The organism is Streptomyces sp. NBC_00285 (assembly GCF_036174265.1).
Lineage (GTDB): Bacteria > Actinomycetota > Actinomycetes > Streptomycetales > Streptomycetaceae > Streptomyces.
The window spans coordinates 6,533,056-6,559,338 of sequence record NZ_CP108055.1 but is presented as its reverse complement, the minus strand read 5'-3'; the positions used below and the strand labels follow the sequence as shown (position 1 = coordinate 6,559,338).

Genomic DNA, 26,283 nt, shown 5'->3' with positions numbered 1-26,283 from the left:
GCGCTCGGGCCGACACCGCCGCCCCGAGCGCGCCGTCCTCCGACTGGCCCACAATGACCCGGTGAACGACCTCGACCTCCTCCTCACCCCCGAAGGCCGCGCTCTCCTCGACGACGTGCGGGGCACCGCGCCCGCCGACGAACTCGCCGTGGCGACCCGGCTGCGCCGCGGGCACCCAGCCGAACTGGTCTCCGCGGCACTCGGCCAGGCCCGGCTGCGGCAGCGGGCGGCGGCGAAGTTCGGAGCCGAGGACGCGAACCGGATGTTCTTCACGCCGAACGGCGTCGAGCAGTCGACGCGGGCGAGTGTGGCGGCCTACCGGGCGGAGCGCCTGCGGGCCCTGGGCGTGACCTCCGTCGCCGACCTGTGCTGCGGGATCGGCGGTGACGCGATCGCGCTGGCCCGGGCCGGGATCCGGGTCCTCGCGGTGGACCGGGACCCGCTGACGGCGGCGGCCGCACGGGCGAACGCGGACGCGCTGGGACTCGCAGGCCTGATCGACGTACGGGAGGCGGACGTCACGGAGGTCGACACGGCCTCGTACGACGCCGTGTTCGTGGACCCCGCACGGCGTGGCGGGCGCGGGCGGATCTTCGATCCGGAGGCCTACTCGCCGCCGCTGTCATGGGCCGTGCGAGCGGCCCTCAAGGCCCCGCACGCCGCGCTGAAGGTCGCTCCCGGCATTCCGCACGAGGCGGTCCCCGCAGCGGCCGAGGCGGAGTGGATCTCCGACGGCGGGGACGTGAAGGAGGCGGTGCTGTGGTTCGGCACCGCGCCGGGCGCCGTACGGGCCACCCTGCTGCCGGGACCGCGGACGCTGCTCGGCCGGGGGCTCCCCGATCCCGAAGTCCGTTCCGTGGGGCGGTACTTGTACGAGCCGGACGGCGCCGTCATCCGGTCCCATCTGGTCGCCGACGTGGCCGAGGAGGTGGACGGCGGGCTGATCGACCCCACCATCGCGTACGTCACCGCCGACGCACTGCACCCGACCCCGTACGCCACCGCCTACGAGATCACCGACCGACTCCCCTTCAACGTCAAGAAGTTGAAGGCGCTGCTGCGCGAGCGGGGGGTGGGGATCCTGACCGTGAAGAAGCGGGGGTCGGCCGTCGAGCCGGAGGAGCTGCGGCGGAAGGCTCTGCCGAAGCAGCACGGGCCGCACTCGGCGACCGTGTTCCTGACCCGGGTCGCGGGGGCACCGACCATGCTGATCGGCGCCCCCGCGACGGCGGTCACCGGTGCAGGACCGTCCTGAGCGTCTCCAGGTGCGGGTCGACGCCGACCGGGCCCGACCGTGCCGGGATGGCCGCCGTACCGTCCCCGGAGCGCAGGGACTGGCTGCTCGTCCGGGTGCTCGCGGGGTCGTCGCCGTTGTAGTACTGCGTGTACGTGACGTAGGAACCGTTCGCGGCGGCCGAGGCGCCCGCGCTGCTCAGCGCGCCCGCCGTGACCGAGCCGGTGCCGCCGAAGGCGATCACGGAGTTGGTGCTCCCGGACTCCCGCAGCAGATAGCTCGTCACAGCGCTCGACAGGGTGGGGCGTGAGGTCCACAGCACGGGGCCGAAGATGTTCATCGCCGAGGCCGCGGACAGTCCGTCCCGCCAGGAGCCGGAGTAGGCGAGCGCCACGTTGCTCGGCGCGCTCCACCAGAACTTGGCGAGGTTCACCGAGAGGGCTTCCTTCGTGCTGCCCGTGATCGGGTAGTACGAGGACGAGGAGGGCCACCTGGAGAACGACGTGTGGGTCAGGGCGTACTTGGCGTCCGCGCCCACCGTGATGACCATGGTCTTGTTCGGGTTGATGCCGTTCAGGTACGACTTCACCGACGAGGACAGCTTCTTGCCGTTGCTGAGGACGAGGCCGCCCGCGCTGCTCGTGCCCTGGGCCCCGGCCGCTGCCGCCGCCGGGAGGGACGCGTAGGCGTCCGTGCCGGAGGCCAGGAAGACGTACTTCGGGCTGGTGCTGATGGTCTTGGCCACGGCGACCGAGGTCGCGAAGCGGTCCGCGCCGGTCAGCCGCTTGGGCGTGAAGCCGAGCGCCTTCACCTGGGTGGTGACGGAGCTGCTCAGGATGGACGTGTTGCCGACGAGGTAGACGTTCGCGCCGGGCTTCAGCACCCGCTTCAGCTCGGCCTTCACCGCCGCGGACAGCCCCGTCTTGGGGGTCGGCAGGACCGGCCCCTGCTTCTTGCCGGCCAGCGCGGGCGCGGTGAGCGCGTACGCCGTGCTGTCCCGGTTGGTCAGCACCGCGGCCTTGGCGTCCATCAGACCGGGGACGTGTCCGCCGACCTTGTTCCAGGTCCAGCGCGAGCCGGCGATGGTGCTGGTGTAGCTGTCGGCGCCCCAGATCCGGGCGGTGGTGTTCTTCCGCATCGGCTGCCAGCTGGGGTTGCTGCCCTGCGGGGTGCCCGGAACGGCCGTCACGCCGCCGGTGGCCAGGTCGACGTACGCGGTGGTGTGCACGTCGGCGCTGTCGTCGGTGGTGTGAGCGTCGAAGACGATGCGCGTGCCGGTCGGCGACCAGGACGGGTTGACGGCGTAACCGGGGGCCGTGGTGACCTGCTTGACGCCGGTGCCGTCGGCCTTCGCGGTGAAGATCTGGAGCTTGCCGTCGGTGTCCTTGCGGACGAAGGCCAGCTTGGTGCCGTCGGGCGAGAAGGCGGGCTGCGCCGCGTTGGCCAACACGCGCTTGACCGTCTTCGCGGACGGGTCGTAGACGTTGACACCGGCGTTGTCGTAGCAGTTGCCGGTACGGCGTTCGAAGGCGAGCAGGCCGGACGGGCTCGCCGTCGGGTCGCTGTCGCAGACGGTGGACGGTTCCTGGGCCGACGTCAGCAGCGGGCTGGGCGCGTAGGAGCCGTCGGAGGGGCCGTAGGCGAGCTGGCCGCCGGTGGAGAAGACGACGTAGCTGCCGCCCCACCAGTAGGTCAGGTCCTCGTAGACGGCGCTGGAGCGCATGCCCTCGGCCGTGGGCAGCGTGAACTTCGAGCCGCCGCTGGGGCGGATGCTGGTGAGGTCCTGGCCGTTGGCGGTGACGAAGCGGCTGCCGTCCGGGGCCCAGGCCCCGTCGGAGCCGTATCCGGCGTTCGGGACCTGGGCGGTCGCTCCGGTGGCCGGGGTGACGAGCACCGGTCCGTCGGTCAGGATCCGGCCCTCGGTGCCCGGCCAGGGCCCCGCGTCGTCGGCGGCGGCGCCCGGCGCGGCGGCCAGGGTGCCCACCGCGGCGAGAGCCACCGCGGTCGCGAGCGCCGCGGCACGGCGGCGCGTGAACAGTCTCACGTTGTCATCCCCCACATGGTCTTCACAGCCTCACCACAGAGGCTGGATCACTGTAGATCGCGACCCGAACACAAAGGGAACGAATTTACTGATGAACAACCGTTCGGAAATGGATTACTGACCACACTCCCGCGCCCTGTCCAGCAACAGCTCCCTCTCCCGTTCGTTGCGGGTCAGCGCGGCCGCCCGTTCGAACTCGACCCGCGCCTCCGACTCGCGCCCGAGGCGGGCGAGCAGGTCGCCGCGCACGCTCGGCAGCAAGTGGTAGTCGTCCAGGGCGGGTTCGTCGGCGAGGGCGTCCACGATCTCCAGGGCCGGGCCCGGCCCTTCGGCCATCGAGACGGCGACCGCGCGGTTGAGTTCGACGACCGGGGAGGGGGCGCGGGCGGCGAGCAGACCGTAGAGGGTGGCGATGGCCCGCCAGTCGGTCTCCTCGTAGGAGTACGCGTGCGCGTGGCAGGCGGCGATGGTGGCCTGGAGGACGTAGGGGCCGGGGGCGCCGGTGGCCGTGGCGTCGGCGCGGGCCAGGGCCTTGATGCCGCGGGTGATGAGCATGCGGTTCCAGCGGCTGCGGTGCTGGTCCTTGAGCAGGACCGGTTCGCCCCGCGGTCCGGTGCGGGCGGCCGTGCGGGAGGCCTGGAACTCCAACAGGGCCGCGAGGCCGTGCACTTCGGGTTCCTTGGGCATCAGCGCGGACAGCAGGCGGGCCAGACGCAGGGCGTCCTCGCACAGGGACGGGCGCAGCCAGTCGTCGCCGGCGGTTGCCGCGTACCCCTCGTTGAAGATCAGGTAGATGACGTCCAGGACGGAGCCGAGCCGGGCCTCGCGGTCGGGGCCGTAGGGCACCTCGAAGGCGATGTTCTTCGTGGCGAGGGTCCGTTTGGCGCGCACGATGCGCTGGGCGACCGTCGCCTCCGGGACGAGGAAGGCGCGGGCGATCTCGGGGGTGGTCAGGCCGCCGAGGAGGCGCAGGGTGAGGGCGGTGCGGGCCTCCGCGGACAGCACCGGGTGGCAGGTGGTGAAGACGAGCCTGAGCAGGTCGTCGTCGATGTCCTCGGGGTCGGCGGGCTCCTCCGGCGGGGCGGTCTCCGTCAGGTCCCGGCCGATCTCGGCCAGCTTGCGGGCGTAGTTCTCCCGGCGGCGGACCAGGTCTACGGCCTTGCGCCGCGCGATGGCCGTGAGCCAGGCGCCCGGGTTGTCGGGGACGCCGTCGCGCGGCCACTGCTCCAGCGCGGCGACCAGCGCGTCCTGCGCGAGCTCCTCGGCGATGCCGACGTCCCTCACGACACGGGTGACACCGGCGATGATGCGCGGCGACTCCATGCGGAAGACGGTCTCGACGGAGGATCGGGCGTCGGTGCGGGAGGGCTGTGAGGTGGTCACAGCCCCCCATTCGACACCGCTACGGCCGTGGAGCCAAGGAAGCGGGCTCAGCCCTCCATGATCTCCCGCACCTCGCAGGTGACCGTCCAGTGCTCCTCGTGCACCTTCAGGAAGCGCTTGGTCCACTCGATCGCCTCGGCCATGTCCTTGGCCTGGACGATCGCGTACCCCCCGACGACCTCCTTCGCCTCGGTGAAGGGCCCGTCGGTCACCGACAGCTGCCCCTTCTCCCACCGCACCCGGGTCCCCTGGGCGGTCGGCGTGAGCCCGGCGGTGTCCAGCAGCACCCCGGCCTTGGTCATCTCCTCGATCAGCTCGCCCATGCGCTGCATCAGCGCGTCGCTGGGGCCCTCGGCGGGGGCGGTCTTCTCGTCGATCTGGATCATCGACAGATAACGCGGCATGGTGACTCCTCGGTCGCTGCGGGGCCGGTCCTTCCCGGCCTCTCACCAGTGCGTCGACCGGGAGAGACCGGGATCGACAGGCCCCGCGGACTTCTTCGGAGATTTTTTCCAGGGCCGTGTCCCAGGGCTCTGGAACACGGCTCTGACCTGCTACGACAGGACGCCGCCGAACCACGCCTTCGCGTACGGCGCCCCGACCGTCCGGGGGCCGAAGGTGAACGCCGCGTCCGTCACGATGCCCGCCGGACGCCCCCGCAGCGACCAGACCGCGCCTTCACCGGTGTTCTCGCCCTCACTCATGTTCTCGCGGGGCGCCGACGCCGCGAGGTCCGCGTAGCCGTTGCCGTTGATGTCGAGGAGGCTGACCGAGCCGCCGAAGTTGTCGCTCGCCTCCACGGCTCCGGGGACTCCCTTGGTGTCCTGGGTGAAGCCCTGGGCGCCCTTGCCGGTCAGGCCGGAGCGGCTGCCGTACAGGACGTTGACCATGCCCGCCCCGTCGTCGTAGCCGAGTTCCTCACCGGGCACGCCCACGGCCACGTCGGCGTAGCCGTCGCCGTTGATGTCACCGGCGGCCACCGCGGCGCCGAACTGGTCCTCGGTCTCCTTGCCACCGGGGACCCCTTCGGTGTTCTGGCTGTACGACTTCCACGTGGACTTCGGCTTCAGACCGGAGGCCGAGCCGAGGGCCACGGTGACCGTGGAGTAGTTCGTGGCGCCCCGGACGACGTCGGCGTAGCCGTCGCGGTTGACGTCGCCGAAGGCCACCTGTCCGTCGCCCTCGGGGGCCTCGTAACGGGTGAAGGCGTCTCCGGAGGCGTTGGCCAGGTAGAAGCGGGAGGTGGAGGCGCCCTCGCCGATGTAGTCGGTCAGGGCGAGGTCGTCGCGGCCGTCGCTGTTGACGTCTCCGGCGGCGGAGTACAGCACGTCGTCGTACGTGAGGTCGGTCGCGCCGAAGGCCTTGGTGCCGGCCGGCTTGCCGGTCCGGGATATCGGGCCCCGCCAGACGGTGGCCTTGGTGCCGATCGGGTCGTCGACGTGCGAGCGGCCCCCGCGGAACAGGACCAGGTCCTGCTTGCCGTCGCCGTCGAAGTCGCCTGCCTGGGTGGCCGCCGCGGGGACGGACACCCCGCCGGACAGACCGCTCTTGCCGCCCCAGACGACGACCGCGTCCCGGGTCGGGGAGGCCTGCCCGATGATCAGGTCGGTGCGCCCGTCGCCGTCCAGGTCCCCCGTGGACAGCTGGATGCCGAAGTTCTCGCCCGTGGCGGGGCCGCCCGGGATGCCGCCGGTGGAGCGGCTGATGGTCGTGCGGTGGTCCTTGGTCAGGCCGTGCGGGCCGCCGTACATGACGGTGACGTAGCCCGCCCCCTGCTTGCCGCCGACCGTGGCGATCGGGGCGGCGACGGCGAGGTCCCTGTAGCCGTCGCCGTTGAAGTCGTCGTGGAGGGTCCTCGGGGCGACCGTCGCGGCGCCGGCCGTCAGGACGGGGAGCCCGCCGAGCGCCAGCGCACCGGCGACGAGCGGCACGGACAGGATTTTGTACGAACGCGAAATGGACATCGGAATTCCCCCTGGTTACGGCAAAGCAGTCACCGCAACAGACACCCCGGTACGCCCGATGGTTGCAACACGCGTTTGGTTTTCAGCGGAGCGACTCCCACAACTCACTCGCCGCAGGCTCCTTCGCCACCACCCGGTTGGGGTTCGAGGGCGCGGTCACGACCGGCATGGTCACCGTCTTCACCTGGTCGCTCGACAGGCCCTTCAGGCTCTCGCCGAGGCTCATCAACTCGGTCAGGGAGTCGAGGCCGGTGTCGGTGGTGAGACTGCCGGTGATCGCGTCGGCGACGGAGTACAGCTTGGCCGGGCTGGTCAGGAGGTTCGTCGACGAGATCTGCTCCAGCAGGGCCTTCACCAGCTTCTGCTGGAGGCCGATGCGGCCCAGGTCGCTGCCGTCGCCTATGCCGTGCCGGGTGCGGGCGAGCGCGAGGGCCTGCTTGCCGTCGAGGTGGTGGGTGCCCGCCTTCAGATGCAGGTGGCTGTCGTCGTCGTCGATGTTCTCGTCCGTGGTCACGGTGACCCCGCCGAGGGCGTTGACCAGCTTCGCGAAGCCCGAGAAGTCGATCTCGATGTAGTGGTCCATGCGGACGTCCGTGATCGACTCGACGGTCTTGACCGCGCACACCGGACCGCCCACCGAGTAGGCGCTGTTGAACATCGCGCCGTATGCCACCGCCGTGGAGCCACCGCTCGACAGGGGGCAGGACGGGCGGGTGACGAGGGTGTCGCGCGGGATGCTGACGACCGTGGCCTCGGTGCGGCCGGCGTCGATGTGGACGACCATCGCGGTGTCCGAGCGGGCGCCGGTGCTGCTGCCGCCGCCGAGCGCCTGGTTCTCCTTGCCGCTGCGCGAGTCCGAGCCGAGGACCAGGATGTTCACGGCTTCGGTGGGCAGCGGGGTGGCGGAGGCGGTACCGGACGGGGTGGGCGTGGTGACCGCCTTCGCGGGGCGGTCGTCGCCGAGCGCGCTGTTGATGTCGACGCTCTTGATGTTGGCGTTCAGATGCCAGTAGACCCAGCCGGCCGTCCCGATGCCGAGCACCAGGAGGCCCGCCAGACCGAGGCCGGCGGCCTTCAGCAATTTCGGCCGCCGGGCCGGTCTTATGCAGGCGTCTCCGCCCTCTTCCTGTCCCGTCGCAGTCACAGGGAGGAACGTAAGTCCGAATTATTACCGGCAGGAACTCCAGACGGGATTACTTCGGAAATTCTCAGACTTCTCATGCCGTCATCACCCCAGCTCAACGGCGGGTAGCGGGTTGCTCCCACTCCATGAGCCGTTGAATCCGAACGTCACCGAGCCGCCGTCCGGAACCGTCCCGTTGTAGGAGGCGTTCGAGCAGCTGACCGCCGCGCCGGACTGGGTGCAGGTCGCGTTCCAGGCCTGGGTGACCTGCTGCCCCGCGCCGAACGTCCAGGCGGCCCTCCAGGACGAGAGCGTGCCGCCGGAGCAGGAGATCGTCACCTGTCCCGTGAACCCGGTGTTCCACTGGCTGGTCACGGCGTAGGCGGCGGTGCAGCCGTCCGTCGAGGGACCACCTCCGCCGCCGCTGCCGCCGAGCGCCTCCGCGATCGCGTGGTACGCCGGTTTCGGCGCGTAGTTCTCGTCGTACGGGGTCGCCGCGCCCTGTCCCGGGAAGGTGCTCGGGATCCACGAGTCGGAGTCGGTGAAGCCCCATACGGTGACTCCGGCGCAGCGCGTGACCGCCACGCAGGCGTTCATGACGGCCTTGTAGTCGGCGGCCTGCTGGGCCAGTTTCGTGCTGTCGGAGGGCAGCGTCATCCGGATGTCCAGCTCCGTGACCGCCACGTCGACGCCGAGGTCGGCGAAGCGCTGGATGTTCTGCTGGAGCGTCGAGGGCACCTGACCGACGATCAGGTGGGCCTGGAGGCCGACCCCGTCGATCGGAACCCCCTGCGCCTTCAGCGACTTGACGAGGTTGTAGAGAGCCGTGCTCTTCGCGTTGACGCCCTCGACGTTGTAGTCGTTGATGTACAGCTTGGCGGCCGGGTCGGCGGCGCGGGCGGCGGTGAGGGCCTGCGCGATGTAGCCGGAGCCGAGGCCGTTGTACCAGAGGGTCGGACGGTAGGTGCCGTCCTCGTTGAAGGCTTCGTTGACCACGTCCCAGGCGGCGAGCCGGCCCTTGTACCGGCCCACTTCCAGCGCGATGTGGTCGTTCATGAGCTGGCTCAGCTGGGATGCGGTCCAGGTGCCGTTCGTCAGCCAGCTGGGGTTCTGGCTGTGCCAGACCAGGGTGTGGCCGCGCACCTGCTGGCCGTGGGCCTCGGCGAAGTTCACGATCTGGTCGGCCTCGGCCCAGTTGAAGCTGCCCCGGGTCGGCTCGACCGAGCCCCACTTCATGGCGTTGCCGGGGGTCAGCGAGTTGAACTGCGCCCCGGCGATGTCGCCGTAGGTGCCGGTGAGCTTGGACCCGGTGACTGCCGTACCGATGACCTTGCCCTTGGCCGCGGCGAGGTCGCGCAGAGGGGGGTCGGCCGCGTGCGCCGGGGGCGCCGTGAGCAGGGTGACGAGGCAGGTGACGAGTGCCGCGAGGGGTAAGCCGGATCTCAGAGATCTCATTGCGGGCGCCTCCGAAAGTTTCGGTCGAACAACCGATTGGCTTCGGAGGAGTGTGGGCGCAGGCACCCCACCCGTCAATAGACCATCTCCCGACACGGCAGCGCCACCAACCCACCCACAACCTGGCAAAGCGCCACCACGACCCCACCGCCACCCAGGGGCGCGGGGAACTGCGCGACCAGCCACGACGGACCCGCACCCGCCTGACGACCGGAACCGCCCGGACCCCCGGTCGCAGCACCGCGCACCCGCCGACCGCGGCAGGCCACCAGGACCCCCCGCCCGGCGGCCTACCGCACCCCCACCCCGGTCAAACCGCCGGAGGAGCCCCCGTACTGCTGCGCACCACCAGGCTGGTGGCCAGCTCCACCCGGGTCGCCGTCTGGTTTCCGTCGTCGCGGCCCAGGTCGAGCACCAGCTTGGCCGCGGCCTCGGCCATCTCGGTCAGGGGCTGTCGTACGGTCGTCAGCGGCGGGCCGACCCAGGGGGCCAACGGAAGGTCGTCGAACCCGACCACGCTCAGGTCCTCCGGGATGCGCAGCCCCAGTTCGCGCGCGGCCTCGTACAGGCCGAGGGCCTGGAGGTCGTTGCCGGCGAAGACCGCGGTGGGCCGGTCCGGGCGGCGCAGGAGTTCCAGGCCCTGGCGGTAGCCGGTCTCGTGGTGGAAGTCGCCGGCCATGATCAGCGCGGGGTCGACGGGCAGCCCGGCGGTCTCCAGGGCGGCCCGGTAGCCGTCGACGCGGGCGCGGCTGCACATCATCCGGGACGGCCCGGTGATCGCACCGATCCTGACGTGCCCCAGCTCGACGAGGTGCCGGGTGGCGGCGAGGCCGCCCTGCCAGTTGGTGGCGCCGATCGAGGGCACGTCGGCGCCCGGATCGCCCGCCGGGTCCATCACCACGAACGGGATCGACCGGCTGCCGAGGAGCGCGCGCTGGGACTCGTCGAGCCCGGACAGCACGAGGATCACGCCGTGGGGGCGGCGGGCGGCGACCTGGTCGGCCCAGGTGCGCCCGGGGGTGAGCCGGCCCGCGCTCTCGCTCAGCACGACACTCAGTCCCGCGTCGCGCGCCACGTTCTCCACGCCCCGGATGACCTCCATCGCCCACGCGCTCTCCAGCTCGTGGAAGACCAGGTCGATCAGGGGCGAACGGCTCGCCTCGGCGCGCCGGCGCCGGTAGCCGTGGGCGCGCAGCAGGTCCTCGACGCGGCTGCGGGTCGCGGGCGCGACATCGGCTCTGCCGTTGAGAACCTTCGAAACTGTCGGCGCCGATACGCCCGCCTCACGGGCGATCTCGGCAAGGGTCGCGGTCTGACCCGACCGTCCTGCCGCAGGTGAAGTCGTCCGGGTTTCAGCGGGCTCCGGGGGTGTCATGGCGGCGATCGTATCCCTGCGCGACCTCTTGACGAACCCTCTCTGCGGCCCTAGGTTCCCAAAACATTCGGATTAGATATCGAAACATTCGCGAAGGTCGTCGACCCGACGTCGAGCCCGACAGGAGTTACATGACCACCGCGCCCTGGCGTGACCCCGCCCTGACCGCCGCCGCCCGCGTCGACGACCTTCTCTCCCGGATGACCCTTGAGGAGAAGACCGCCCAGCTCTACGGCGTGTGGGTGGGCGCCAGCGCGGACGGGGACGGAGTCGCCCCTCTGCAACGTGAGATGACCGCCGGCTCCTCCGCGTACGACTGGGACGAGCTGATCACCCGGGGCCTGGGCCAGCTCACCCGCCCCTTCGGCACCGCCCCCGTGGACCCGGCGCTGGGCGCGCAGGCACTGGCCCGCGCCCAGCGCCGTATCGCCGACGCCGGCCGCTTCGGCATTCCCGCGCTCGCGCACGAGGAGTGCCTGGCCGGCTTCACCACCTGGCGGGCCACCGCCTATCCGGTCCCGCTCGCCTGGGGCGCGAGCTGGGACGCCGATCTGGTCGAGGAGATGGCCGGCGCCATCGGCCGCGACCTGCGTGCGGTCGGGGTCCACCAGGGTCTGGCCCCCGTTCTGGACGTCGTCCGCGACCCGCGCTGGGGGCGGGTCGAGGAGACGATCGGCGAGGACCCGTACCTGGTGGGCACGATCGGCGCCGCGTATGTCCGGGGCCTGGAGTCGGCGGGGATCGTCGCCACGCTCAAGCACTTCGCCGGGTACGCCTCCTCGGCCGGCGCCCGCAACCTCGCGCCCGTGCGCGCGGGCGTCCGGGAGTTCGCCGACATCACCCTCCCGCCCTTCGAGTTCGCCCTGCGCGAGGGCGGGGCCCGCTCGGTGATGGCCGCGTACACCGACACGGACGGCGTCCCGGCCTCCGCCGACCCCGGCCTGCTGACGGAACTCCTGCGCGAGGACTGGGGGTTCACCGGCACGGTCGTCGCCGACTACTTCGGCGTGGGCTTCCTGCAGACCCAGCACCGGATCGCCGGCTCCGAGGCGGGCGCTGCCCACGCGGCGCTGGAGGCGGGCCTGGACGTCGAACTGCCGACGGTGCGGTGCTACGGCAGTCCGCTCATCGAGGCGGTCCGGGCAGGGGAGGTCCCCGAGTCCCTGATCGACCGGGCGGCCCGCCGGGTCCTGCTCCAGAAGTGCGAACTGGGCCTCCTCGACGAGGACTGGAACCCCGAGCCCGCCGAGCGGATCGACCTCGACTCGACGCAGAACCGCGCCCTGGCCCGCCGTCTCGCCGAGGAGTCGGTGGTCCTCCTCGACAACCCGGACGGGCTGCTCCCGCTGGCCCCCGACACCCGGATCGCGGTCGTCGGGCCCCGCGCCGCCGACGCCCTCGCCATGCTCGGCTGCTACTCCTTCCCCTCCCACGTCCTGACCCACCACCCCGACGTGCCGATGGGCATCGAGGTCCCCACGGTCCTTGAGGCCCTGCGCACCGAACTCCCCGACGCCAAGGTGACGTTCACCGAGGGCTGCGGGGTCGACGACCCGGACACCGGGGGCTTCGAGGAGGCGGTGGCCCGGACGGCCGAGGCGGACGTCTGCGTGGCGGTGCTCGGTGACCGGGCGGGCCTGTTCGGGCGGGGCACGTCGGGCGAGGGCTGCGATGTGACGGACCTTCAACTGCCGGGCGTACAGGGTGCGTTGCTGGACTCCCTGGTCGCCACCGGCGTCCCGGTCGTGCTGGTCCTGCTGACCGGCCGCCCCTACGCGCTCGGCCGCTGGCAGGGCCGGCTCGGCGCGGTCGTACAGGCCTTCTTCCCCGGCGAGGAGGGCGGGCCGGCGGTCGCGGGAGTGCTGTCGGGCCGGGTGAACCCCTCGGGCCGCCTGCCGGTGAGCGTCCCGCAGGTGCCCGGGGGCCAGCCCTGGACCTACCTCCAGCCACCGCTCGGCCTCGCGGGCGAGGTCAGCAACCTCGACCCGACCCCGCTGTACGCCTTCGGACACGGGCGCTCGTACACGGAGTTCGCCTGGGAGGACTTCGAGGGGTCGGCGCCGGGGATCACCACCGACGGCTCCTACGACCTCGCCCTCACCGTCCGCAACACGGGGGACCGCGCGGGCGCCGAGGTCGTCCAGCTGTATCTGCACGACCCGGTGGCCTCGGTGACCCGGCCGGACGTCCGCCTGATCGGCTACCGGCGGCTGGAGCTGGACCCGGGCGAGTCCCGACGCGTCACCTTCCGCTTCCACGCCGAACTGTCGGCGTTCACCGACCGCAAGGGCCGCCGGATCGTGGAACCGGGCGACCTCGAACTACGGCTGGCGACGTCGAGCGCGGACACCCGGCACACGGCCCGACTGCTTCTCACGGGCCCAGTACGGGAGTTGGGCCCGACCCGCCGACTGCGCTGCGAGACAGAGGTGTCGTAGGAGCCGCCGTCACTCCACCGACTCGAACCGCCACCGGTGCACCGCCCGGGCGACCAACTCGCCGTCCGGCTCGGGGAGTTCCGGCAGCTCGGCGTCGTAGGCCGCGTCCCACCAGGTGAGGACGAGGACGCGGTCCTGCGGTGCCCGGAGGGTCTCGCGCCGCAGGGGTCGTACGGGAAGCTCCTGGCGGCGGGCCCAGGCGAGGAGTTCCTCGCCGCGTCCCTCGGCCGCCCGGGCCTCCCACATCAACGCGACCGTCACGAGTACAGGTTCTCCTTGCTGACCTCGTGGACGTGGTCGTGGCCCGGGACGTGCGGATCGGTCACCGGGAGGGAGGAGTCGGCGGACAGGTCCCAGCTGGAGGTGGGGCGGTTGCGGGCCACCATCTCCGCACCCAGCGCGGCGACCATCGCGCCGTTGTCGGTGCACAGCTTGGGACGCGGTACCCGCAGCCGGATCCCGGCGGCCTCGCAGCGCTCCTTGGCGAGGACCCGCAGCCGGGAGTTGGCGGCGACGCCGCCGCCGATCATCAGGTGGTCGACGCCCTGGTCCTTGCAGGCCCGCACGGCCTTGCGGGTCAGCACGTCCACGACCGCCTCCTGGAAGGACGCGGCCACGTCACGCACCGGCACCTCCTCCCCCGCGGCCCGCCGGGCCTCGATCCAGCGGGCGACCGACGTCTTCAGCCCGGAGAAGGAGAAGTCGTACGCCGGGTCGCGCGGCCCGGTCAGACCGCGCGGGAACGTGATCGCCGACGGGTCGCCCTCGCGCGCGTACCGGTCGATGACCGGACCGCCCGGGAAGCCGAGGTTCAGCACACGGGCGATCTTGTCGAAGGCCTCACCGGCCGCGTCGTCGATGGTGGCGCCCATGGGGCGGACGTCGGAGGTGATGTCCGAGGACAGCAGCAGGGACGAGTGCCCGCCGGAGACGAGCAGCGCCATGGTCGGCTCGGGCAGTGGCCCGTGCTCCAGCTGGTCGACGCAGATGTGGGAGGCGAGGTGGTTGACGCCGTAGAGGGGCTTGCCGAGGGCGTAGGCGTACGCCTTCGCGGCGGAGACCCCGACGAGCAGGGCGCCGGCGAGCCCCGGGCCCGCGGTGACCGCGATGCCGTCGAGGTCCCTGGCGCTCACCCCGGCTTCCTTCAGCGCGCGCTCGATCGTGGGGACCATGGCCTCCAGGTGCGCCCGGCTGGCCACCTCCGGCACCACTCCGCCGAACCGGGCGTGCTCGTCCACGCTGGACGCGATGGCGTCGGCCAGCAGGGTCGTCCCCCGGACGATGCCGACGCCGGTCTCGTCACAGGAGGTCTCGATGCCCAGGACAAGCGGTTCGTCAGCCATTGATCTCGGTTCCCCGTTCGGATGTCGGTCCTGTGGCCAGGCCGCTGTCGGATGCTGTGGTCAGCCGCATGACCAGGGCGTCCACGTTGCCCGGCTGGTAGTAGCCGCGCCGGAACCCGATGGCCTCGAAGCCGAAGCGCTCGTAGAGCTTCTGGGCGCGGATGTTGTCGATCCGGCACTCCAGCATCACTTCGGCGCACTCGAAGGCGGTCGCGGCCCGCAGCAGCTCGGTCAGCAGCACCGAGCCCAGTCCGGTGCCCCAGTGGTCGCGGGCGACGGCGATCGTCTGCACGTCGGCCCCGGCGCCCGGGCCGGCGTCGGAGCCATTGCCGGTGTCGCCGTCGGCCGCGGTGCCGGCGAGGGCGAGCCCCGCGTACCCGACGAGCCGTTCGCCGGCCTCGGCCACGACGTACCGCCGGGTCGCCGTGGGTCCCCGGGAGTGCGCGAGCTCGGACCAGAACATGCCCCGGGACCAGGCGTCCTCCGGGAAGAGGTTCTTCTCCAGCTCCAGGACGGGATCGATGTCCCACCAGCGCATCTCACGCAGCACGGGATTCACGGGTGTGGTCACTTGGGGGTGACCACCTTGTAGTTCTTGGGCACCTGCGCGTCGGGCCGCCGCAGGTACAGCGGCCGGGGCGCGGGCAGCTCCACCCCGGCGGCGAGCCGTTCGGCGGCGAGGGCGGCGAGCGAGGCGGCCGAGACGTACTCGGGCTCGCGGGCGTCCGGGAAGGTGTCGGGGTAGAGCAGCGCCCCGGCGCCGACCGCGGGCAGCCCCCTGACCTGCTCGGCGATGTCGGCGGGCCGGTCGACCGCGGGTTCCCCGGTGCGCGTGCGGGAGTCCTCGTAGCGCGCCCAGTAGACCTCCTTGCGCCGCGCGTCGGTCGCCACGACGAAGGGTCCGTCGCCGGGGGCGGCGGCGTGGGCGAGTCCGTCCAGGGTGCAGATCCCGTACACGGGGATTCCGAGCGCGAGCCCGAAGGTGTCGGCGGTCATGAGCCCGACGCGCAACCCGGTGTAGGGGCCGGGTCCGACCCCGACGACGATCCCGGTGACGGCGTCCAGCTTCACCCCCGCGTCCGCGAGCACCCGGTCGACGGCCGGCAACAACAGCTCCCCGTGCCTGCGCGCGTCCACCTGGCTGAAGGAGGCGACGACGTCCCCTCCGTCATGCAGGGCGACGGTCACGGCGGGGGTGGCGGTATCCAGAGCGAGCAAGAGCACGCAAACAGCCTACGGCTCCTGAGGGGCCGGGGCGGCCGCAGACCGTCAAGGGGCGCTGGGCTCCGCCGATATGCGGCTCGGCCGCACGGGCGCGACCAGCCACGACGGCGCCGTGCCCGGTCGACAACCTGCTACCGTCACGACAAATCAGGACCAAACACTCAAGAGGTAGCCGGTGGCACCCAGCAACGCAGCCTTCGTGACCGCCCTCACCGCAGCGGCCGTGGCGACGGTCGGTCTCCTCGCCTACCAGGCCTCCGCGACGGTGCCCACCCGTGCACACACCGGCGACGTCCCCGCGGCCACCGTCTCCAAGATCCCCCGGGACAAGCGGCACCCCACCGCCCTCCCGCCGAGCTCCGGCACGGGCGCCCGCGTCGTGTACTCCCTGGACGACGACCGCGTGTGGCTCGTCGAACCCGGTGGCCTGGTCACCCGTAGCTTCCCGGTCACCCCGGGAAGGATCCACCCCGCCCCCGGTGTCTACACGGTCACCTCCCGGTCGGGAGCCGTGACCGGCACCGACGGCACCCCCGTCGAGCACGTGGTCCGCTTCACCGGCGTCGACGGCGTGGCCATCGGCTTCAGCACGGCCCTCGACGACGCGGCGGCCGATGCCTCCACCGCGCGCACGGGCGGCATCCGGGAGTCCCGGGAGGACGGCGACGCGATGTGGGCCTTCGCGACGATCGGCGCGAAGGTCGTGGTGATCCGCTAGGGCCTCCTGAACCCGGGCTGCCCCGGAACGGCCCCAGGACTGCTCAGGCGGCCTTGGGGCGTTCGTGCCCGGCGGTCCGGCGGCCCGTCCCCGGGTCGGGCATCCGCGGCGGCGTCGAGACGGCCTCCGCCGCCGCGCAGGACGCCAGCAGATCGCGCATGGACACGCCTCGAACGATCGCGTACGGCTGTGACTGGGGCTGCGGACGGTTGTCGGTGGCTGCCATGGACGCCTCCTGAAGTTCGGGGGCGGGCGTAGTTAGGTAGACCTAACCACGAGGTGGGTACCATGTGACCACGCACAAGACGCCGAACGCAATATCTTGCCGACGCGTTGTCGGAACGTTCACGGAAAGCGCGGGCGGCACTCAGGCCGTGAGCACGCCGAGGTCGGCCACGGTCCACCGCTCACCGACCGGCGTCAGCGTCACGTGCCGCACCTCGTCGGTGGTGTCGCCGACCGCGCGATGGATCTGCACCTGGAGCCGGTCGTCGGTCAGCTCCTCGACCTTGCCCTCGCCCCACTCCACGACGATCACCGACTCCGGCAGCGACACGTCGAGATCGAGGTCCTCCATCTCGTCGAGCCCGCCGCCCAGGCGGTACGCGTCGACGTGGACGAGCGGCGGCCCGTCACCCAGGGACGGATGCACCCGGGCGATCACGAAGGTCGGCGAGGTGACCGCCCCCCGCACCCCGAGCCCCTCACCGAGCCCGCGGGTCAGCGTCGTCTTGCCCGCGCCGAGCTCCCCGCTGAGCATCACGAGGTCCCCGGCGCGCAGCAGTTCGGCGAGCTTCAGGCCCAGCTCGCGCATCTGCTCGGGGGAGGTGACGGTCAGCTCGGTCTCAACCGGGTTGCGCGGTACTGCTTCCATAACCGCCAACGGTAGCCCCTGCGGGCACCGCACCCGCGCGGGTGAGCAGGTCGGCGAGGCGGTCGGTGACCACTTCCGGGTGTTCCAGCATGACCAGGTGTCCGGCGTCGGGGACCAGGACCAGTTCCGCCTCCGGCAGCAGGGAGGCGATCGCCTCGCTGTGCTCGCTGGGCGTGACCATGTCCCCCACCCCGGCCAGCACGAGCACCGGCTTGTCCACGAAGTGGGCGAGGGCGGCGGCCTTGTCGTGGTTGTCGAACGCCGGGTAGTACTCGGCGACCACGTCGATCGGGGTGCCCTCGATCATCCGCTCGGCGAACCGGACGACGGCCGGGTCGACGTCCCGGGAGGCGAAGGAGTAGCGCTTGATGATCCCGGCGAACAGGTCGGCGGTGGCCCGCCGTCCCTTCTCCACCAGGTCGGCCCGCTGCCCGAGCACCTTGAGGACGCCAGGCAGCACCCGGCGTACGGCGTTGACGCCGGCGACGGGCAGTCCGAAGTTGACCTCGCCGAGCCCTCCCGACGACGTGCCGATCAGAGCCACCGCGACCACCCGGTCGCGGATCAGCTCGGGGTACTGGTCGGCCAGTGCCATGACGGTCATCCCGCCCATCGAGTGCCCCACGAGGACGATCGGCCCCTGCGGCACGGCCGCGTCGATGACGGCCTTCAGGTCGCGCCCCAGCTGCTCGATGTCGACCGGCACCCCGTCCTGCACCTGCCGCACCCCGCGAGCGGACCGCCCGTGGCTGCGCTGGTCCCAGTGCACGGTCCGTACGACGCCTCTCAGGGCCGCGCGCTGGAAGTGCCAGGAGTCCTGGCTGAGGCAGTAGCCGTGGCTGAAGACGACGGTGACGGGAGCGGGGGCCTTGCGCCCGAACAGGCGGCGCCGACGCGGCGACAGGGCGGGCGTGGCCGCCGGGTCGACGTCGTCGACCTCGTAGTAGAGCTCGGTGCCGTCGTCGGCGGGCGCCTTGCCGGGTGTGCCGCGCAGTGCGCCGTACGGCCCGGTCGAGTCGAGGGCGAGTCGCGCCTTCTGCCGTATTCCGCGCCCGACGGTGAGCCGCTCGATGGCCACACCGGCCGCGGCACCCGCGGCGACGACCCCTATCGCGGCACCCGCGAACCCGGTCGCCCGCCGCCAGCCCGCCCCCGTGGCGGAGGCGAGGGCCACCGAAGCGGCGGCGTCCACGACGGCCTCCGCACTGCTCTCGCTCACGTACCGCTCCTGTTCGCTGGTCGGGTGCTGCTGATGGTGCCAGTGCTGCTGATGGTGCCAGTGCTGCCCGTTTCACTTGTGAGGGCACTGACGGTAGATGTTCCCGGACGCGCTGTTCTCGCACACGCTCTGCTCGCACGCGTTGTTCTCGCACGCACTGTGCAGTTACCCCGCTAGTTCCTCATTCACATAGACGCGGGGAACGCGTGTTCCGATGCGGGTGACAATTTCGTACGCGATGGTGCCCGCGGCCTGCGCCCAGTCCTCGGCGGTGGGCTCGCCCCGGTCGCCGGGACCGAAGAGCACGGCCCGGGTGCCGGCCGGGGGCTCGTCGCCGCCGAGGTCCACGACGAACTGGTCCATGGCGATCCGCCCGGCCACCGTCCGCCACTTGCCGTCGACCAGCACCGGGCCGGCGCCGGAGGCGTGCCGCGGGATGCCGTCCGCGTAGCCGACGGGCACCAGGCCGAGGGTCGTCTCGCCCGGGGTGACATAGCCGTGGCCGTAACTGACGCCATGGCCGCCCGGGACACGCTTGACCAGCGCGATCGACGCCGACAGCGTCATCACCGGACGCAGCCCGAAGTCGGCGGGGCCGCCGGTCTCGGGGCTGGGTGAGATGCCGTAGACCGCGATGCCGGTGCGGACGAGGTCGAAGTGGCTCTCCGGAAGGGTGAGCGTGGCGGGCGAGTTGGCGATGTGCCGCACCTCGGGGCGCACGCCCTGGCCCTCGGCGTACCCCACCATCTCCCGGAAGAGGGCGAGCTGGGCGGCGACGGAAGGATGCCCGGGCTCGTCGGCGCAGGCGAAGTGCGACCAGAGGCCGGTGATCCGGAGGAGGCCGTCGGCCTCGGCGCGCAGCGACTGCGCGACCAGCTCGGTCCAGTCCTCGCCGGGCTGGCAGCCACCCCGCCCGAGCCCGGTGTCCGCCTTGAGCTGCACGCGCGCGGGGATGCCGGCCTGCCGGGCCGCCTCCGTGACTTCCCGCAGCGCCCACATCCCGCTGACGGACACGTCGAGGTCGGCCTCGACCGCTTCTCGCCAGGGCCCGCCGGGCGTCCACAGCCAGCACATGATCCGCCCCGGAAGTCCGGCGCCGCGCAGTGCGAGGGCCTCCTCCGGTGTGGCGGTGCCCAGCCACTGCGCGCCCGCCTGGAGCGCCGCGCGGGCGCACGGCACCGCGCCGTGGCCGTACGCGTCGGCCTTGACCACGGCCATGAGGGCGGCCCCCGACGCGCGGGCGCGCAGGGCCCGCACATTGGCCCGCAGCGCGGCCAGGTCGATCTCGGCACGGGCGCGGAGCGGTGCGGTCGGGGCAGTTGCTGTCTCGTTCATGGCGCCCCCAGTGTCTCAGAGGCGACTGACAGCACCGCTGAGCACGTCCCCGATGACGCGCACGCGTGTGTGCGTCACAGGGTGAGACCGTGCCGGGCGAGGTACTTCACCGGGTCGATGTCCGAACCGTACGGTCGGCGGGAGCGGACCTCGAAGTGCAGATGCGGGCCGGTGGCGCGCCCGGTGCTGCCGCTGCTCCCTATCCGCGTCCCGGCTTTGACCTTGGCACCGCGCGCGACGGAGATGCGCGAGAGATGGCCGTAGACGACGTAACGGGAGTCACTCGTCTTGATCGTCACGGCTTTGCCGTACGACCCCGACCAGCTGGCCAGGACGACGACGCCGGTGCCCACCGCGTACACCGGCGTGCCCTTGGGCACGGCAAGATCCACTCCGGTGTGGTAGCCGGCCAGCCAGTTCCCGCGCACCCGGTAACGCATCGTCACCCTGGCCCGCTTGCGCAGGGGGCGGGCCCACTTGGCGGGTGCGAGGGAGCGGTCGCCGGCCCCGACGTCCTCGGGGTCCTCGGCGGCCGCCAGCAGTTCCTCGAATTCGGCGTCGTAGTCGCTGCCGCAAGTGCCGCCGGGTTCCTCGCCCGACGGATCCGACGGATCCTGCGAGTCCGACGGGGCGGGCGGGTCGGGCGAGTCGGGCTGGTCCTGTGCGCGCCGCTGGTCGGGCGGATCCTGCGGATCACCGTGGAAACCGAGAACGGGACTCCCCAGAACGACTGCCGCGCCGCCGAGCAACTCACGCCGGGTGGTGCCGTGTATATGTGGCTCATCCATGCGGCCAGCGAAACATCGCCCTTTCGGCTCCGCACACTCGGCCGTCCGGCATTAGTCCCATCAGGTGTTAGTTCGCGCTCACGCGTCCCTCACGTCCCGCCAGGCCGCCGGAACGGCCTCCGCCACATCGTGGGCCCCCACCGGCGCCCCGTCCGCCGCGAACCGCCCGGCCAGCCCGTGCAGATACGCGGCCACGCTGCCGGCGTCCAGAGCGCCGAGCCCGGACGCGAGCAGAGACCCCGCGAGACCCGACAGCACGTCACCGCTGCCGGCGGTGGCCAGCCATGCCGTCCCGGTCGGGTTCACGCGCACGGCTCCGCCCTCGGCGTCGGCGACCAGCGTGGTCGAGCCCTTGAGCAGCACGGTCGCGCCGTAGCGCCCGGCGAGTTCCCGCACCGAGGCCAGCCGGGTCCCCTCGACCTCCTCGCGCGGCACCCCGAGGAGCGCGGCGGCCTCTCCGGCGTGCGGGGTCATGAGGGTCGGCGCGGTACGCGCGCGTACGGCGTCGCGGTCGGCGAGCCGCAGCCCGTCCGCGTCGACGAGCACCGGCACGTCCGACGCCAGCACCTCGGCGACGGACACGGCGTCGTCACCGGCCCCCGGCCCGACGACCCACGCCTGCACCCGCCCGGCGTGCTTCGGCCCCCGGTCGGAGACGAGGGTCTCGGGGAACCTGGCGAGCACGGCGTCCCCGGCGGGCCCGACGTACCGCACGGCCCCGGCGCCGCCGCGCAGCGCCCCGGACACGGCGAGCACGGCTGCGCCCGGGTACCGCGCGGACCCGGCGGCGATCCCGACGACGCCTCGCCGGTACTTGTCGCTCTCGCCGGTCGGCACCGGCAACAGCCGCCGTACGTCGGCGTGTTGGAGAGCTTCCAGCTCAGCCTCGGCGGGGAGGACGGCCCTCAGCCCGATGTCGACGAGCCGCACCGACCCGGCGTACTCCCGCGCGGGATCGACGAGCAGCCCCGGCTTGTGCGTCCCGAACGTCACGGTCAGGTCGGCCCGCACCGCGGCCCCGCGCACCTCCCCGGTGTCCGCGTCGACCCCGCTCGGCAGATCCACGGCGACGACGGCGGCGCGGGACCGGTCGGCGGCCTCGGCCAGCCGGGCCGCGTCGGGCCGCAGTCCGCCCTTGCCGCCGATGCCGACGATCCCGTCGAGAAGGAGGTCGGCCCGTTCGATCAACCGGTCGGCGCCGTCGACCCTCACGGCCCGCCCTCCGGCCCGCTTCAGCGCGGCCAGCCCCGCGGAGTGGGCCCGCTCGGGCGCGAGGAGCACCGCGGCCACCCCGGCCCCGCGCCTCGCGAGCCGCGCGCCCGCGTAGAGGGCGTCCCCGCCGTTGTCCCCGCTCCCGACGAGCAGTACGACCCGACGGCCGTACACCCGCCCCAGCAGATCGGCGCAGGCCGCGGCCAGTCCGGCCGCCGCCCGCTGCATGAGCGCGCCTTCCGGCAGCCGGGCCATCAGCTCCCGCTCGGCCGCCCTGACCGTCTCCACGCTGTACGCAGTACGCATGGCTCCGAGTCTCCCCCGTCACGGGCGCAGGTGAACAACACGGGTCCGGCCCACCCACCGGCGAGCCGGATATCAGATGCCGTGCCGTCGGCCCGGGGTGCAGACTCCCTGTATGGCAGACATGGGGGCGTTCCGGGACGCGGTCGACGGCTGGGCGAACGGCGGTTCCGGTGAGCCGGCGCGCGATCTGGCCGGGCACCTGGGGATACGGAAGGCGGTCCTGCTGGAGGGCCCGAGCGACCTCGCGGCGGTCGAGGCGCTGGCCGCACGCCGGGACCGCGACCTGGCCGCGGAAGGAGTGGCCGCCGTGTCGATGGGCGGCGCGATGAGCGTCGCCCGCTACGCCGCCCTCCTCGGCCCACCCGGCCTGGGCCTGCGCCTGACGGGCCTGTGCGACGAACGCGAACGCCCCTTCTACGACCGCGGGCTGGAGCGGGCGGGAGCCGCGGACTCGGCGGTCTTCGTGTGCGTGTCGGACCTGGAGGACGAACTCATCCGCGCCCTGGGCACGGCACGCGTCGAGGAGATCGTGGAGACGGAGGGCGACCTGCGCCCCTGGCAGACCTTCCTCTCCCAGCCCGCCCAGCACGACCGGCCCCGCCACCAGCAACTACGCCGCTTCCTCGGCACGAAGAAGGGCCGCAAGATCCGCTACGGCCACCTCCTGGTCGAGGCCCTGACCCCCGACCGGGTCCCGGCCCCGCTGGACGAACTGTTCGCGGGGCTGTGAGGCGGTGACCGTCGCCCCCCGTCTCACCCCTCCGCGATCACCACCGCCGAAGCCACCCCCGCGTCATGACTGAGCGACACATGCCAGGACCGCACCCCGAGAACGGCGGCCCGCGCGGCCACGGTCCCGGTCACCCGCAGCCGAGGCTGCCCAGTGTCCTCGACGTACACCTCGGCGTCGGTCCAGTAGAGGCCGGCGGGTGCCCCGAGCGCCTTGGCGAGCGCCTCTTTGGCAGCGAAGCGGGCGGCAAGCGAGGCGACACCCCGACGCTCACCGCTGGGCAACAACAGCTCACTGTCCAGGAACAACCGCCGGGCCATCCCCGGCGTACGCTCCAGCGACGCCGCGAACCGCTCGATCTCGGCAACGTCGATACCGACCCCGATGATGCTCATCCGGGCACTCTACGATCCACCCGACCGCCTCTTGGCTCAGGCGCCTTCCGGGTCCTCGGCGAACAGGTCCTCGGCCCGCTCGACCGTGCGGGAACGCTCCAGCCAGGCGTCCATGCGGTCGGGATCGGTGCAGGTGGTGATGCGCTCGCGCACACGGTCCGGCACGGGGATACCGCGTACCTCCAGCACGGACAGAATCCCCTTGGCCTCGCCCTCTGCCCTGCCTTCAGCCTTTCCTTCAGCCTTTCCTTCCGACTTGCCTTCCAGATAGGCCGTCTCCCGAACCGTTCCCCGCCCGGGGAAGTAGCTGACGAACGACATGATCCGATTCCATTTCTCTCCGGCTGGGGTCTTGCCCAGGGTGACTTCCAGGAAGTCGAAGAAGTACTCGGCGGTGTCGGGATCGGTTTCCCGGACTTCCTGTAGGGCGCTGCTGATCGCCTCCAGTATGGCGTCGCAGTCGGGATCGCGGGCGTGCGCCAGGGCGGAGAGCACCGCCAGAGCGAGGTTCTTCGCCGCGGTCCTGGCGTCCTTGATCACCGGCAGGTTGTCCGGCCCGGCGACCAGCGGATACACCCGCAGAGCCGTCCAGCCGCGTGTGCCGCAGTCGAAGGGACCGGCTGCCCACTTGGCCGTGGGCCCGTCCTGACACACCACGAGCAGCAACACGGGCAGCCGGAACTTCGCCTGGAGGTAGGCCACGTAGTACGCCCAACTCGCCTCCTTTCCCGCGACCTTGCCCGACTGCGCCTCGATGGCGAGCAGAAAGTCCTCACCGTCGGACGGGCCGATGCGCAACACGGTGTCCACACGCCGCTCCAGCGGCCGGGTCTCCGTCACATCGGTGGTGACGGCATCCACGGTGGCCTTCTCGGACAACGGGACACCCAGCGCCTCGAACACGGACCCCAGAATCTCGGGCCGCTCCTGAAAGATCCGGTGCATGCCCTCGTGAGCTGATGTGACCATGAGCGCAACGTAAGTCGATCACCGAAAGGACGATCCGGAAATACGGAGTACGTTCACCCTTTCGAGCGGCGTATTCGTCGAGCAAGGGAGCCTCAGATGACCGGCACGGCCACCCGTTACCTCTATCTCGCCCGGCACGGTGAGGCATTGCCGGACGAGAGCGGGTTGACCCAGGCCGGCCGACAGCAGGCCACACTGCTCGGCCGACGGCTTCAGGACGTCCCCTTCACGGGCGTTCACCATGGTCCGCTACCGCGGGCAGCACAGACGGCCCGCCTGATCCACGACCAACTGAAGAACATCCCCCTGCTCGTCTCGGAAGTCGCGGGCGATTACGTGCCCTACATGCCCCAGGGGGACGAACTCCCGCCAGAATCAGCGGACTTCTACCTCCGCTTCCTCGCCGACACCACCGACGACGAGCGGGAGCAGGGCGCCACGCTGGCCCACCGGGCACTCGACCTCTTCACCGGACCGGTGGACGGCGAGGAGGACCGGCACGACCTGGTCATCACCCACAACTTCCTCGTCGCCTGGCTCGTCCGGGACGCCATGTACGCGCCGAAGTGGCGCTGGCTCGGCCTCAACCACGGCAACGCGGCACTCACCGTCATCCGGTACGCACCCGGGCGCCCCGCCTCCGTCCTCGTCTCCAACGACATGCGGCACCTGCCCGCCGAACTGCGCTGGACCGGCTTCCCTCCCGACCTGCACATCTGAACGCCCCGGTCAGGCCGCCGCCAGCTCGCACCACACGTACTTCCCCCGGTTGCCGTGTCTGGCCAACGGCTGCCACCCCCACAGGTCCGCGCAGGCCTTCACCAACGCCAGCCCCCTCCCCTCCTCCGCCTCCCCGAGAAGGCCCAACTCCCCCGGCGGTTCCGGTGGTTCCGGGTCCGCGTCCCACGCCCCGATCCGCAGCACGCCCGCCGACCACCGCACCCGCAGCGCGGCCGGCCCCTTCGTATGGCGTACGGCGTTCGAGACCAGCTCCGCCGCGAGCAGCTCCGCGGTGTCCGTCAGGCGGATCAGGCCGTGCATGGTGAGGATCAGCCGGAGGGTGCGGCGGGCGACGGTGACGGCTCGGAGGTCGTTGGGGATGTACAGGGTGTACTCCCAGGGTTCGTTTTCGGGCATGGGTGAACTCCGGTTCAGGGGTGGGGGGTTGAGTGCGGTGGCGATGCCGCAGTCGTCACGGCAGGACGAAGCGGTGCACTTCCGCAGAGTAAGCGTTACGTCACCGACGGTAGGGCTAACATGTGGACCGAAGCAAGTGGATCGCGTGATCCGCCCCCGAACGAGGAGCACCCCATGGTCCTGAGGCGCGAACCCACCGCACGCCAGGTGCGGCTGGGGACCGAACTGCGCAGACTCCGCGAGGCGGCAGGACTCACCGCCATCGAGGCCGCAGCGCTGCTCGGGGCGAATCGCGCCCAGATGAGCCACATCGAATCCGGGCTCGCAGGCGTGAGCGAGGAACGTCTACGTCGCCTCGCGTCCCACTACGCCTGCACGGACAAGGAGTTCATCGAAGCGTTGGCCACGATGGCCACCGACCGGACCCGTGGCTGGTGGGAGAAGTACCGGGGCCTGTTGCCCACGTCTTTCCTGGACCTGTCCGAGCTGGAACACCATGCTCGGTTCCAGCACCACGCTGCTGTCCTGTACGTGCCGGGCCTGCTGCAGACGGAGGACTACGCCCGTGCAGTCTTCTCGGACAGATTGCCCGAACTCACCCATGACGAGATGGAGTTGCGCATCCAGCACAGGAAGGCACGCCAGCAGATCAGCATCCCGTACAAAGCGGTGATCCATGAGGCCGCGCTTCGGATCAGAGTCAGCGACCGCACCGCCTCAAAGGCCCAACTCGCCCGGCTCCTTGAGCTGTCCGAGGCGGACCACATCACCTTGCGTGCCATCCCCTTCGACCTGGACGGCTTCGCCAGAGCCTCAAGCACGATGACGTACGTGGGTGGCCCTCTGCCCAAGCTGGACACGGTGGTACGGGACACGCCCCATGGCTCAATCTTTGTCGACGCCGAGGCCCAGCTCCGCAGTTATCGAACGCGCTTCCATATGGTGGAGGCCGTATCACTCGAACCGGACCAGACCCGTGACTTCATCCACCGGCTGGCAGAAGAGTTGTGAGGGACC

At 71.7% G+C, this 26,283-nt stretch carries 26 protein-coding genes; 6 read left to right on the top strand and 20 right to left on the bottom strand.

Annotation, left to right across the window (positions count from 1 at the left end; genetic code table 11):
- Nucleotides 1-61: 61 nt before the first annotated feature.
- Nucleotides 62-1,255, top strand: a complete 1,194-nt coding sequence (locus OHT57_RS30515; RefSeq protein WP_328749757.1) for a class I SAM-dependent methyltransferase — start codon at nucleotides 62-64, stop codon at nucleotides 1,253-1,255.
- Here OHT57_RS30515 and OHT57_RS30510 read toward each other — a convergent pair.
- The 7 genes from OHT57_RS30510 to OHT57_RS30480 all read right to left on the bottom strand — a co-directional run bounded on the left by OHT57_RS30510 (nucleotide 1,233) and on the right by OHT57_RS30480 (nucleotide 10,578).
- Nucleotides 1,233-3,278 (bottom strand): cell wall-binding repeat-containing protein, encoded by a 2,046-nt coding sequence (locus tag OHT57_RS30510; protein WP_328749756.1) that lies wholly within the window; start codon nucleotides 3,276-3,278, stop codon nucleotides 1,233-1,235. The two genes, OHT57_RS30515 and OHT57_RS30510, sit on opposite strands and share 23 nt — an antisense overlap.
- Nucleotides 3,279-3,392: 114 nt before the next feature.
- The gene (locus tag OHT57_RS30505; protein ID WP_328749755.1) at nucleotides 3,393-4,661 is read right to left on the bottom strand and encodes an RNA polymerase sigma factor; all 1,269 of its coding nucleotides are present in this window, start codon (nucleotides 4,659-4,661) and stop codon (nucleotides 3,393-3,395) included.
- 47 nt (nucleotides 4,662-4,708) lie between these two features.
- A complete protein-coding gene (locus OHT57_RS30500; protein ID WP_328749754.1) occupies nucleotides 4,709-5,065 on the bottom strand; it encodes a YciI family protein in 357 nt (118 codons plus the stop codon).
- A 150-nt stretch (nucleotides 5,066-5,215) separates the two neighbouring features.
- Nucleotides 5,216-6,625 carry an FG-GAP-like repeat-containing protein gene (locus tag OHT57_RS30495; protein ID WP_328749753.1) on the bottom strand — a complete coding sequence of 470 codons (1,410 nt, stop codon included), beginning with the start codon at nucleotides 6,623-6,625 and terminating at the stop codon, nucleotides 5,216-5,218.
- Nucleotides 6,626-6,707: 82 nt separating this feature from the next.
- Nucleotides 6,708-7,706, bottom strand: coding sequence for an LCP family protein (locus tag OHT57_RS30490; protein WP_328753367.1), 999 nt, complete (start codon nucleotides 7,704-7,706; stop codon nucleotides 6,708-6,710).
- A 147-nt stretch (nucleotides 7,707-7,853) separates the two neighbouring features.
- On the bottom strand, nucleotides 7,854-9,203 hold the full coding sequence (locus OHT57_RS30485) for an endo-1,4-beta-xylanase (RefSeq protein ID WP_328749752.1): 1,350 nt from the start codon (nucleotides 9,201-9,203) through the stop codon (nucleotides 7,854-7,856).
- A 310-nt stretch (nucleotides 9,204-9,513) separates the two neighbouring features.
- Entirely contained in the window at nucleotides 9,514-10,578 is a 1,065-nt protein-coding gene (locus OHT57_RS30480) for a LacI family DNA-binding transcriptional regulator (RefSeq protein WP_328749751.1), read from the bottom strand.
- A 131-nt stretch (nucleotides 10,579-10,709) separates the two neighbouring features.
- Here OHT57_RS30480 and OHT57_RS30475 point away from each other — a divergent pair, with 131 nt between their 5' ends.
- Complete coding sequence (locus OHT57_RS30475; RefSeq protein ID WP_328749748.1) at nucleotides 10,710-13,016, top strand: glycoside hydrolase family 3 N-terminal domain-containing protein; 2,307 nt, start codon at nucleotides 10,710-10,712, stop codon at nucleotides 13,014-13,016.
- A gap of 9 nt (nucleotides 13,017-13,025) precedes the next feature.
- On the opposite strand, the gene OHT57_RS30470 is transcribed toward OHT57_RS30475, so the two are convergent.
- The 4 genes from OHT57_RS30470 to tsaB are packed head-to-tail and all read right to left on the bottom strand — an operon-like array spanning nucleotide 13,026 to nucleotide 15,583.
- Nucleotides 13,026-13,277 (bottom strand): hypothetical protein, encoded by a 252-nt coding sequence (locus tag OHT57_RS30470; RefSeq protein WP_328749747.1) that lies wholly within the window; start codon nucleotides 13,275-13,277, stop codon nucleotides 13,026-13,028.
- Nucleotides 13,274-14,359, bottom strand: coding sequence for a tRNA (adenosine(37)-N6)-threonylcarbamoyltransferase complex transferase subunit TsaD (tsaD, locus tag OHT57_RS30465; RefSeq protein ID WP_328749746.1), 1,086 nt, complete (start codon nucleotides 14,357-14,359; stop codon nucleotides 13,274-13,276). Before tsaD ends, OHT57_RS30470 begins: the two co-directional genes overlap by 4 nt.
- Entirely contained in the window at nucleotides 14,352-14,930 is a 579-nt protein-coding gene (locus OHT57_RS30460; protein WP_328749745.1) for a GNAT family N-acetyltransferase, read from the bottom strand. The genes tsaD and OHT57_RS30460 overlap by 8 nt, the downstream gene beginning before the upstream one ends.
- Nucleotides 14,927-15,583, bottom strand: a complete 657-nt coding sequence (gene tsaB / locus OHT57_RS30455; RefSeq protein WP_328749744.1) for a tRNA (adenosine(37)-N6)-threonylcarbamoyltransferase complex dimerization subunit type 1 TsaB — start codon at nucleotides 15,581-15,583, stop codon at nucleotides 14,927-14,929. The genes OHT57_RS30460 and tsaB overlap by 4 nt, the downstream gene beginning before the upstream one ends.
- A gap of 175 nt (nucleotides 15,584-15,758) precedes the next feature.
- Here tsaB and OHT57_RS30450 point away from each other — a divergent pair, with 175 nt between their 5' ends.
- Nucleotides 15,759-16,301 (top strand): hypothetical protein, encoded by a 543-nt coding sequence (locus OHT57_RS30450; protein WP_328749743.1) that lies wholly within the window; start codon nucleotides 15,759-15,761, stop codon nucleotides 16,299-16,301.
- A gap of 43 nt (nucleotides 16,302-16,344) precedes the next feature.
- Here the strand turns inward: OHT57_RS30450 and OHT57_RS30445 are convergent, their stop codons facing one another.
- The 6 genes from OHT57_RS30445 to OHT57_RS30420 all read right to left on the bottom strand — a co-directional run bounded on the left by OHT57_RS30445 (nucleotide 16,345) and on the right by OHT57_RS30420 (nucleotide 22,035).
- The gene (locus tag OHT57_RS30445; protein WP_328749742.1) at nucleotides 16,345-16,527 is read right to left on the bottom strand and encodes a hypothetical protein; all 183 of its coding nucleotides are present in this window, start codon (nucleotides 16,525-16,527) and stop codon (nucleotides 16,345-16,347) included.
- A gap of 141 nt (nucleotides 16,528-16,668) precedes the next feature.
- A complete protein-coding gene (tsaE, locus tag OHT57_RS30440) occupies nucleotides 16,669-17,175 on the bottom strand; it encodes a tRNA (adenosine(37)-N6)-threonylcarbamoyltransferase complex ATPase subunit type 1 TsaE (RefSeq protein ID WP_328749741.1) in 507 nt (168 codons plus the stop codon).
- Nucleotides 17,147-18,394, bottom strand: coding sequence for an alpha/beta fold hydrolase (locus tag OHT57_RS30435; protein WP_328749739.1), 1,248 nt, complete (start codon nucleotides 18,392-18,394; stop codon nucleotides 17,147-17,149). The genes tsaE and OHT57_RS30435 overlap by 29 nt, the downstream gene beginning before the upstream one ends.
- Before the next feature lie 165 nt (nucleotides 18,395-18,559).
- A complete protein-coding gene (gene alr, locus OHT57_RS30430) occupies nucleotides 18,560-19,729 on the bottom strand; it encodes an alanine racemase (RefSeq protein ID WP_328749737.1) in 1,170 nt (389 codons plus the stop codon).
- A 74-nt stretch (nucleotides 19,730-19,803) separates the two neighbouring features.
- On the bottom strand, nucleotides 19,804-20,517 hold the full coding sequence (locus OHT57_RS30425; protein WP_328749736.1) for a M23 family metallopeptidase: 714 nt from the start codon (nucleotides 20,515-20,517) through the stop codon (nucleotides 19,804-19,806).
- Nucleotides 20,518-20,595: 78 nt separating this feature from the next.
- Nucleotides 20,596-22,035, bottom strand: a complete 1,440-nt coding sequence (locus OHT57_RS30420) for an NAD(P)H-hydrate dehydratase (protein ID WP_328749735.1) — start codon at nucleotides 22,033-22,035, stop codon at nucleotides 20,596-20,598.
- 112 nt (nucleotides 22,036-22,147) lie between these two features.
- On the opposite strand from OHT57_RS30420, the gene OHT57_RS30415 reads away from it, so the two are divergent.
- Nucleotides 22,148-22,765 (top strand): TOPRIM nucleotidyl transferase/hydrolase domain-containing protein, encoded by a 618-nt coding sequence (locus OHT57_RS30415; protein WP_328749734.1) that lies wholly within the window; start codon nucleotides 22,148-22,150, stop codon nucleotides 22,763-22,765.
- Between the two features lie 23 nt (nucleotides 22,766-22,788).
- Here the strand turns inward: OHT57_RS30415 and OHT57_RS30410 are convergent, their stop codons facing one another.
- Both OHT57_RS30410 and OHT57_RS30405 read right to left on the bottom strand, forming a co-directional pair.
- Nucleotides 22,789-23,160 carry a holo-ACP synthase gene (locus OHT57_RS30410; protein ID WP_328749733.1) on the bottom strand — a complete coding sequence of 124 codons (372 nt, stop codon included), beginning with the start codon at nucleotides 23,158-23,160 and terminating at the stop codon, nucleotides 22,789-22,791.
- A gap of 36 nt (nucleotides 23,161-23,196) precedes the next feature.
- Nucleotides 23,197-24,129 carry a hypothetical protein gene (locus OHT57_RS30405; RefSeq protein ID WP_328749732.1) on the bottom strand — a complete coding sequence of 311 codons (933 nt, stop codon included), beginning with the start codon at nucleotides 24,127-24,129 and terminating at the stop codon, nucleotides 23,197-23,199.
- Between the two features lie 96 nt (nucleotides 24,130-24,225).
- On the opposite strand from OHT57_RS30405, the gene OHT57_RS30400 reads away from it, so the two are divergent.
- The gene (locus OHT57_RS30400) at nucleotides 24,226-24,849 is read left to right on the top strand and encodes a histidine phosphatase family protein (protein WP_328749731.1); all 624 of its coding nucleotides are present in this window, start codon (nucleotides 24,226-24,228) and stop codon (nucleotides 24,847-24,849) included.
- A gap of 9 nt (nucleotides 24,850-24,858) precedes the next feature.
- On the opposite strand, the gene OHT57_RS30395 is transcribed toward OHT57_RS30400, so the two are convergent.
- Entirely contained in the window at nucleotides 24,859-25,266 is a 408-nt protein-coding gene (locus OHT57_RS30395) for an ATP-binding protein (protein WP_328749730.1), read from the bottom strand.
- A 174-nt stretch (nucleotides 25,267-25,440) separates the two neighbouring features.
- On the opposite strand from OHT57_RS30395, the gene OHT57_RS30390 reads away from it, so the two are divergent.
- Nucleotides 25,441-26,277: a helix-turn-helix domain-containing protein gene (locus OHT57_RS30390; protein WP_328749729.1), complete on the top strand. Its 837-nt coding sequence runs from the start codon at nucleotides 25,441-25,443 to the stop codon at nucleotides 26,275-26,277.
- Nucleotides 26,278-26,283: the final 6 nt, after the last annotated feature.

Excerpts from the sequence above, each read along its gene's own strand:
- OHT57_RS30500 (WP_328749754.1), bottom strand. The coding sequence starts at position 5,065 with ATGCCGCGTTATCTGTCGATGATCCAGATCGACGAGAAGACCGCCCCC.
- OHT57_RS30495 (WP_328749753.1), bottom strand. The coding sequence starts at position 6,625 with ATGTCCATTTCGCGTTCGTACAAAATCCTGTCCGTGCCGCTCGTCGCC.
- OHT57_RS30485 (WP_328749752.1), bottom strand. The coding sequence starts at position 9,203 with ATGAGATCTCTGAGATCCGGCTTACCCCTCGCGGCACTCGTCACCTGC.
- OHT57_RS30480 (WP_328749751.1), bottom strand. The coding sequence starts at position 10,578 with ATGACACCCCCGGAGCCCGCTGAAACCCGGACGACTTCACCTGCGGCA.
- OHT57_RS30475 (WP_328749748.1), top strand. The coding sequence starts at position 10,710 with ATGACCACCGCGCCCTGGCGTGACCCCGCCCTGACCGCCGCCGCCCGC.
- tsaD (WP_328749746.1), bottom strand. The coding sequence starts at position 14,359 with ATGGCTGACGAACCGCTTGTCCTGGGCATCGAGACCTCCTGTGACGAG.
- OHT57_RS30445 (WP_328749742.1), bottom strand. The coding sequence starts at position 16,527 with ATGGCAGCCACCGACAACCGTCCGCAGCCCCAGTCACAGCCGTACGCG.
- tsaE (WP_328749741.1), bottom strand. The coding sequence starts at position 17,175 with ATGGAAGCAGTACCGCGCAACCCGGTTGAGACCGAGCTGACCGTCACC.
- alr (WP_328749737.1), bottom strand. The coding sequence starts at position 19,729 with ATGAACGAGACAGCAACTGCCCCGACCGCACCGCTCCGCGCCCGTGCC.
- OHT57_RS30425 (WP_328749736.1), bottom strand. The coding sequence starts at position 20,517 with ATGGATGAGCCACATATACACGGCACCACCCGGCGTGAGTTGCTCGGC.
- OHT57_RS30420 (WP_328749735.1), bottom strand. The coding sequence starts at position 22,035 with ATGCGTACTGCGTACAGCGTGGAGACGGTCAGGGCGGCCGAGCGGGAG.
- OHT57_RS30415 (WP_328749734.1), top strand. The coding sequence starts at position 22,148 with ATGGCAGACATGGGGGCGTTCCGGGACGCGGTCGACGGCTGGGCGAAC.
- OHT57_RS30410 (WP_328749733.1), bottom strand. The coding sequence starts at position 23,160 with ATGAGCATCATCGGGGTCGGTATCGACGTTGCCGAGATCGAGCGGTTC.
- OHT57_RS30405 (WP_328749732.1), bottom strand. The coding sequence starts at position 24,129 with ATGGTCACATCAGCTCACGAGGGCATGCACCGGATCTTTCAGGAGCGG.
- OHT57_RS30400 (WP_328749731.1), top strand. The coding sequence starts at position 24,226 with ATGACCGGCACGGCCACCCGTTACCTCTATCTCGCCCGGCACGGTGAG.
- OHT57_RS30395 (WP_328749730.1), bottom strand. The coding sequence starts at position 25,266 with ATGCCCGAAAACGAACCCTGGGAGTACACCCTGTACATCCCCAACGAC.
- OHT57_RS30390 (WP_328749729.1), top strand. The coding sequence starts at position 25,441 with ATGGTCCTGAGGCGCGAACCCACCGCACGCCAGGTGCGGCTGGGGACC.